The sequence below is a fragment of the Nocardiopsis alkaliphila YIM 80379 genome, assembly GCF_000341005.1.
In the GTDB taxonomy this organism is placed as follows: Bacteria; Actinomycetota; Actinomycetes; order Streptosporangiales; family Streptosporangiaceae; genus Nocardiopsis; species Nocardiopsis alkaliphila.
Genome location: NZ_ANBD01000052.1, coordinates 24,740 through 32,385, shown reverse-complemented (window position 1 = coordinate 32,385; position 7,646 = coordinate 24,740). Strand labels below are relative to the sequence as shown.

General features: G+C 66.2%; 4 protein-coding genes. 3 read left to right on the top strand and 1 reads right to left on the bottom strand.

The window, feature by feature from the left end; all coding sequences use genetic code 11:
• Positions 1 to 742 precede the first annotated feature (742 nt).
• The gene (locus D472_RS0108420) at positions 743 to 1,816 is read left to right on the top strand and encodes an inositol-3-phosphate synthase (protein WP_017604047.1); all 1,074 of its coding nucleotides are present in this window, start codon (positions 743 to 745) and stop codon (positions 1,814 to 1,816) included.
• 66 nt (positions 1,817 to 1,882) lie between these two features.
• Entirely contained in the window at positions 1,883 to 3,178 is a 1,296-nt protein-coding gene (locus D472_RS0108415; protein WP_017604046.1) for an MFS transporter, read from the top strand.
• 54 nt (positions 3,179 to 3,232) lie between these two features.
• Here D472_RS0108415 and D472_RS0108410 read toward each other — a convergent pair whose 3' ends face one another.
• Entirely contained in the window at positions 3,233 to 4,735 is a 1,503-nt protein-coding gene (locus D472_RS0108410; protein WP_017604045.1) for a CCA tRNA nucleotidyltransferase, read from the bottom strand.
• Positions 4,736 to 5,075: 340 nt separating this feature from the next.
• On the opposite strand from D472_RS0108410, the gene D472_RS26670 reads away from it, so the two are divergent.
• The gene (locus D472_RS26670; protein WP_017604044.1) at positions 5,076 to 7,502 is read left to right on the top strand and encodes a DUF6049 family protein; all 2,427 of its coding nucleotides are present in this window, start codon (positions 5,076 to 5,078) and stop codon (positions 7,500 to 7,502) included.
• The last annotated feature ends 144 nt before the right edge of the window (positions 7,503 to 7,646 follow it).

The following is a 7,646-nucleotide window of genomic DNA, read 5'->3' as shown; positions in this document are numbered from 1 at the left end:
TGGGTGGCCCTGCCGTTTCCACCGCTGTCGCCTGTCGTTCAAGGCTTGATAAAAGGACGCTCAGCCGTGGTCGAAGGTTTTCAACAGGTCGCGAAGACGTTGGCCGCTACTTCCTCCTGGTCGTTGGCCTGCGGGTGCGCTTCCCCTTGACATCGGTGCTCCGAACCGACGTGAACGCCGCCGCGGCGGTGGCTTCGTCCGGGGCTCCTACCGGCCGCACACGCAAATCAAGGGTCACGTTAGAGCGATCGAACGGTATAGCACAACCCACGCGCGAGGGTATCGCGTGCTTTACGAGGATCGTCACCATGTGTCGAGGTACGGCCCGTTCTCCCAGTTCAGGAAGGTGACACTTCCGACGATTTCGATGTGATGGCAATCACCCACAAGCCACACGCCTGGATGTCGTCCCAGATGGGAGGGGCCGTAGGAATACCCACGTCGATCTCCGGGGAGAATGAGTGTTCCTTCATCATCCTGCGCCACGGCGCACGCGGAGGCCCACCTCGGCTTGCGTTTCCACAGGGCAACCGGCGATAGAGTCATAGCAGAACAAACCAGCCAGACATGCACAGTTCTCCCCCTGTAGCCGACGGTCCAAGGGGGAACAGAACCGCCGTGCGCGCTGCTGACCACATACGGAATACGAACGCAGGATGACGAGCCCCGATCCGCCGTCGGCGCGGGCCCGTCGCCGTGCGCTGTGGAATCCATGTTCGCGAAGAAGAAGGAGCAAGGACCAATGGGTTCGGTACGTGTAGCCGTCGTGGGCGTCGGCAACTGTGCGGCGTCGCTCGTCCAGGGCGTGCACTACTACAAGGACGCCGACCCGGAGTCCCGGGTCCCCGGCCTGATGCATGTCCGGTTCGGCCCGTACCACGTGCGTGACATCGAGTTCGTCGCCGCTTTCGACGTGGACGCCAAGAAGGTCGGCCACGACCTCGCCGACGCCATCGTCGCGAGCGAGAACAACACCGTCAAGATCTGTGACGTGCCGCCGACCGGTGTGACCGTCATGCGCGGCCCCACCTACGACGGTCTGGGCAAGTACTACCGCGAGATGGTCCAAGAGTCCTCAGAGGACGCTGTGGACGTGGTCGCCGCGCTCAAGGCCAGCAAAGCGGACGTCCTCGTCTCCTACCTGCCGGTGGGTTCCGAGGAAGCCGACAAGTTCTACGCCCAGTGCGCCATCGACGCCGGTGTGGCCTTCGTCAACGCCCTTCCGGTGTTCATCGCCTCCGATCCCGAGTGGGCCGAGAAGTTCACCAAGGCCGGTGTCCCGATCATCGGCGACGACATCAAGTCGCAGATCGGCGCCACCATCACCCACCGGGTACTGTCCAAGCTCTTCGAGGACCGAGGCGTGGTCGTGGACCGCACCTACCAACTGAACTTCGGCGGCAACATGGACTTCAAGAACATGTTGGAGCGCGAACGCCTGGAGTCCAAGAAGATCTCCAAGACCCAATCGGTCACCTCACAGATCCCCCACGAACTCAACGCCGGTGCGGTCCACATCGGCCCCTCGGACCACGTGCCGTGGCTGGATGACCGCAAGTGGGCCTACATCCGTTTGGAAGGCCGCGCCTTCGGTGACGTCCCGCTGAACCTGGAGTACAAGCTCGAGGTGTGGGATTCCCCCAACTCCGCGGGCATCATCATCGACGCGGTGCGCGCCGCGAAGATCGCCAAGGACCGCGGCATCGGCGGTCCCCTCTTGGCCTCGTCCTCCTACTTCATGAAGTCGCCGCCCGAGCAGTACAGCGACACCGAGGCGCACGACGCCGTCGAGCGCTTCATCGTCGGCGACGAATAGTCTCCCGGCCCGGGGCCACCGGCCCCGGGCACGCTCCCCGCCCCGAACACGCTCTACCCTGAGGGCGTGTCCTTCTTCGGCGATCTGCGCGTGGTCCTCCAAGGATCCAGGTTCCGTCGGCTGTTCGGTACCCGACTCGTCTCGCAGTTCTCCGACGGGATCTACCAGGCCGGGCTGGCCGGATTCGTCTTCTTCAACCCCGAACAGCACACCGGGGCCGGAGAGGTCGCAGCGGCCTTCGCCGTGCTGCTCCTGCCCTTTTCCCTGGTCGCACCGTTCGCCGGGGTCCTCATCGACCGCTGGCCCCGCCGCCAGGTCCTGCTGCTGTCCTCGTTGGTCAAGGCCCTCTTGGCCGTCGTGACCGCGATCCTGGTCGCCGGTGACGAAGGGCCGGCGTTCTTCGTCGCCGCCCTCCTGGTGCTGAGCATCAACCGCTTCTTCCTGTCCGGGCTCTCGGCCGGCCTGCCGTATGTGGTGCCCCGAGACAAACTGATGATGGCCAACGCCGTCACCCCTACTTGCGGCACGGTCGCCAGTTCGCTGGGCACCGGGCTCGGTCTGGCCATCGGGATGATCGGCGGCGAACAGGCCCTGGGTACCGGAATGATCCTGTTCGTGGCCGCCTTGGGCTTCGCGGGAGCGGCCCTGGTCTCCCTCACCCTGCGGTATCGGGAACTGGGCCCGCACCTGGAGGAGGAAACCGAGGAAGTTCGTGCCGCTCTGCGCAATGTGGTGCTCGGCATGGCCTCCGGTATCCGCCATGTTCGGGACCGGGCGCCCGCCCGCGACGCGCTGCTCACCATCGGCGGCCACCGGGTCCTGTTCGGGATCTCCACTCTGATCACGCTGCTGCTGTACAACAACACCTTCACCGATGGTGGGATCGCCGGCATGGCCGGTTTCTCCATGGCCGCCGGCCTACTCGCGCTCGGGTTCTTCCTGGGAGCCGTGGCCACCCCATGGGCCACCGAGAGAATCGGAGACGATCTCTGGATCGCCTCGCTGCTCGCGTCGGCTGCGGTCGCCCTGCTGGCCTTCGGACTGCCCTTCTCCGCCACCTTGTTCCCAGTGGCCGCCTTCGTCCTGGGCTTCGTTTCCCAAGGCGTGAAGGTCACCGTTGACACGTTGGTCCAACGGCATGTCGACGACGCGTTCCGAGGACGGGTCTTCTCCGTCTACGACGTGCTGTTCAACGCCACGTTCGTGTTGGGCGCGGCGTTGACCGCGGGACTGGTTCCGCAGTCCGGGGTGAGTGCTCCGGTGATCTCGGCGATGGTGGTGGTCTTCCTACTGATGAGTTCGGCCTGGTTCGCCCGGAGTCGACACGTCGATTCATCCATGAGTGATCAAAGAATCACTTGACGTAGGAGTCCGTGGAGGGACCACTCGACGAGGAGACACCGTCATGGGCACCGGTCACTCCAGGTGTTCGGCCGCCCACGAACGGAGCTTCTCGGCAGCCGTCTCCTTGTCCATGGGCCCGTGCTCCAAGCGCAATTCCAGAAGGAACCGGTAGGCCTTGCCCACCAGTGGTCCGGGTCCCACCCCCAAGACCTCTTGGATCTCGTTACCGTTCAGGTCCGGGCGGATTCGGTCCAACTCCTCCTGCTCGGCGAGCTTGTCGATCCTTCGTTCGATGTCGTCGTAGGAACGCGCGAGCGCGGCCGCCTTGCGGCGGTTGCGGGTCGTGCAGTCGGCGCGGGTGAGGATGTGCAACTGCTCCAGCTGGGCACCGGCGTCCCGGGCGTAGCGCCGTACCGCCGAATCGGTCCACTCCCCCTTGCCATAACCGTGGAAACGCAGATGCAGCGCGACCAGGTGGGAGACCTGGGTGATGACGTCCTTGGGAAAGCGCAGCGCGGTGAGCCGCTTGCGGCTCATGGAGGCACCCACCACCTCGTGGTGGTGGAAGGTCACCCGGTTACCGCCCTCGAAGGCACGGGTCTTGGGCTTGCCGATGTCGTGCAACAGCGCGGCCAGACGCAACACCAGGTCGGGTTCGTGCCCACGCGAACGCTCCAACTCCATGGCCTGGTCCAGGACGGTGAGCGAGTGCTCGTAGACGTCCTTGTGTCGGTGATGCTCGTCGATCTCCAGACGCATCCTGGGGATCTCGGGCAGAACGTGGTCGGCGATCCCCAGATCCACCATCAACTCGATGCCCCGACGCGGGTCCGGACTGAGCATGAGCTTGGTGAGCTCGTCCCGAACGCGTTCGGCGGAGACGATGGTGAGTCGGTCGGCCATGTTCCGGGCGGCCTCGGCGACCTCCGGGGCGAGGCTGAAACCGAGCTGGGCGGCGAAACGGACCGCGCGCATGATGCGCAGCGGATCGTCGTTGAAGGAGTCCTCCGGACGCCCCGGCGTTCGCAGCAGCTTGGCGCGCAGGTCGGCCAGACCACCGAAGGGATCCACGAACTCCTGACTCGGCAGGTGCACCGCCATCGCGTTCACCGTGAAGTCACGACGTGATAGGTCGTCGTGAAGGTCGGTACCGTAGGACACCTCGGGCTTACGGGACTTGGGTGAGTAGGCTTCGCTGCGGTAGGTGGTGATCTCCAGTTGCAGCCCTCGCTTACGCAAGCCCACCGTGCCGAATTCGATGCCGACGGTCCACACCGAGTCCGCCCAACCGTCGACCAGCTCCAGAATTCGCTGGGGGACGGCGTCGGTGGTCAGGTCCACGTCGTTGGAGATCCGCCCGAGCAGAGCATCGCGCACCGGCCCGCCGACGATGGCGAGTTGTTGATCGTGCGCGGCGAACCGATCGCCGAGCTCCTCCGCGACCGGTTGGATCGAATCGATCAACGCGGTGATCGCCGCCCGCTGTCGGCCGGTCGGCGCGATCGCGGCGGCGCTCCCTCCGGTGACCTGGTCACGGGCGGCGTCGTTCTCACTCGAAAACTCTGTGTTGGGCACAACAGGCAGATTAAGTGTCCACACGGGAAAATCGCGAATCGCCGGCACGCGCCCGATCGGCCCTGACAGGCGCCCCGGACCGGGTGAGGAGCCGTCTTCACAACGCGCCATGGTAGGGGCCACATCAGAACCCGGGTTCGGTGAAGGCGGTATCTTCAGGTGAAGGGGCGGCTCGTCAGGTCGAGCCGAGGCCACCGGCCCCGCTTCACGCCGAGCGCGCCGCGCGGGCGTCCCGATCCGCCCCGCCCCGTCTTTCCACATCCGCGGTGGGACGGACACCTGGCCCCGAATTCAGGAAACCGGTCAAGCGTTGCGTCGAACTGCTTCCGCGGCCGCGGTCATGGCCATGACCGCCGTGCTGCTTCCGATACCGGCCACGCTCTCGCCCGCCTTCGCGGAACCCGAGAACGAGGAGCCGGCGCACCCGGTCGTCGTGCACCGGATCTCCCCGGACGCCATCGAGGAGGACAGTACCCTGCGGGTCGCGGGTGAGGTGATCAACACCACCGATGGTCCGGTCGAGGACGTCACCGTCCGGATCCGTTACTCCAGGCATTCCTTCACATCGCGTGAGGAACTCGACGAATTCGCCACGGGAGAAGGCTGGCAGCCCAATGCCCAGGGACCCGAGGAGGAGTTCGAGGGGCGGCTGGGCCCCGAGGGTTCCCTGGAGTACTCGCTCAGCACCCCGGTGGAGGACCTTGGGCTGAGATCCAACGGTGTCTATCCCATGGTGGTGGAGGCGCTGGACGGTGAGGGCGACCGGCTGGGTGCTCAGTACACCTTTCTTCCCTATGTCGGGGACGAGGACGTCACCGCCTTGGATCTGGCCTGGGTCTGGCCGTTGATGAACGCTCCCGAACGTGCCGATGACGACACCTTCCTGAGTGAAGACCTCCACGACGCCGTGACCTTGGAAGGGCGCCTCGGCCGTCTCTTGGCCGCCGGAGCCCAGGTTCCGCTCTCCTTCGACCTCGACGAGGACGAGGACCTCGTCGAGGAACTCGGACTGGACACCACGGAGGCTTCTCCGGACCCCGAATCCCCTGAAACCGAGGAGTCCCCCACCGAAGCGGAGTCCCCCGTCGAGGAAGCCGAGGAGGGGCCGGTGGAGACATCGCCCCCGCCCCCGGAAGCAACACCCGAGGACGAGGCCACCGAGGACGGAAACGACGTCGAGGAGGACGAGGAAGCCCCCACTCGTACCGAGGGGGTGCCCGTGACCTGGGCGGTCGACCCCGGGACCTTGGACGACATCCGCCGGATGGCCGCCGAGGAACACGAGGTCCTGGAGGGGCCGATGGAGGCCCCGGCCGGAACCGACCTGATCCGTTACGGTGCCCCCGCNCGCCGGTTCTTGCCCGCCGATACGGTCGTGGCCACCCCGTACGCCGGCGCCGACCTGGCGGCCCTGCTGCGCAACGACATGAACGCCGACGCCAACGCCTCCCTACGCCTGGCTCGGGACGCGGTGCGACGCTCCCTGGACCTGGAAGCCGACGGTGATTTCGCGGTCCCGGCCCGAGGCCTGATGGACGAGAACGTCCAGGCACTGTTCAGTGAACACGGCGCGCACCGTTTCCTCCTGCGTGAGTCGGCCATGCCGGCGGCCTCCCGACTCTCCACCACGCCGACGGCCCAGGCCCCATTGCCCTTTGAGGAGGACGTGGACGAGGAGCCCTTCGCCTTGGTCGCGGATGATGGTCTGACCAAGGTCCTGTCCATGCCCTCGCACGGTCCCGGTGAGTCCACCCTGGCCCTCCAGCGGTTCGCCGCGGAGACCGCGATGATCGCCACGGAGAACGCCGGGGACGATCGCGTCCTCGTGGCCGCTCCGGCTTCGGATTGGGACCCCGGGCAGGAGTTCGCCAGCGGGGTCCTGGAAGCCACCGAGGGGCTGCCCTGGCTGTCGGCCGAGCGGTTGGACCAGGTGGAACCGGCCGAACCGGGCGAACGTGAGGAGAACCGGGAGGAGCTGTCCTACCCGGAGCGCGCCTACGATGAGGAGTTGAGCTCCACCTACCTCGGACACGTCGAGGACGTGCGCCGGGACGTGCGTCTGTTCAACAGCATCCTGGTGGGTGACAGTGATCCCTTCCGCTCCGCCATCGTTCGCTTGGAGTCGGTGTACTGGCGTGACCGCGAGGTCCTGGCCGGCTCGACACGTGCACTGATCAGCCAGAGCGTACAGAGCCGCATGGAGGACGTACGCATCATTCCGGGCGAACCGGTCACGTTGGCGAGCAGCACGGGCATCACCGGCGTCCTGGTGGCCAACGACCTGGAGGATGAGACGGTCTACGTCCACCTGTCGATCTATTCGGAGAACTCCGAACGGCTCAGCGTCGGCGACTACACGTCCTCCTTCGAGATCGACCCCGGCGCCAAGACGACCGTCTACGTTCCGCTCTCCGCACGGATCAACGGCAGCACCACGGTCCACGTGAGCCTGCAGAACGCCGACGGTGAACCGATCAGCCCTCAAGACACGCTGATCCAGGTGAACGCCACTGGTCTGGGGACACAAGCACTGCTCATCAGTGGGATCGGCCTGTTGATCCTGATCGCCGCCCTGGCCCCCCGAGCCCTGCGCAAGTGGGCCCGTCGACAGGCGACCAAGGCTCGGACCGAAGAACCTCCGACCGAGGAATCCCCGACCGAAGAACCTCCGGCCGAGGGACCCCGGGCCGGAGGGGTTCAGGAGCCGGACGTCGAAGATCCCGAATCCACCGACGACCGGTTGGACGAAGGCGGAGCCCGAACATGAACCGGGCGGCCGGGTCGACGAGGTGACGGGGCGGACGTGTCGACACCCCGACCCGACCACAGGCCCACCTCTGGCCTCCGCCCCGGTCCCGCACCTTGCTCCGCGTGCCCGCGTCCGGAGCCGCGACACGAACCTTCCGATGAA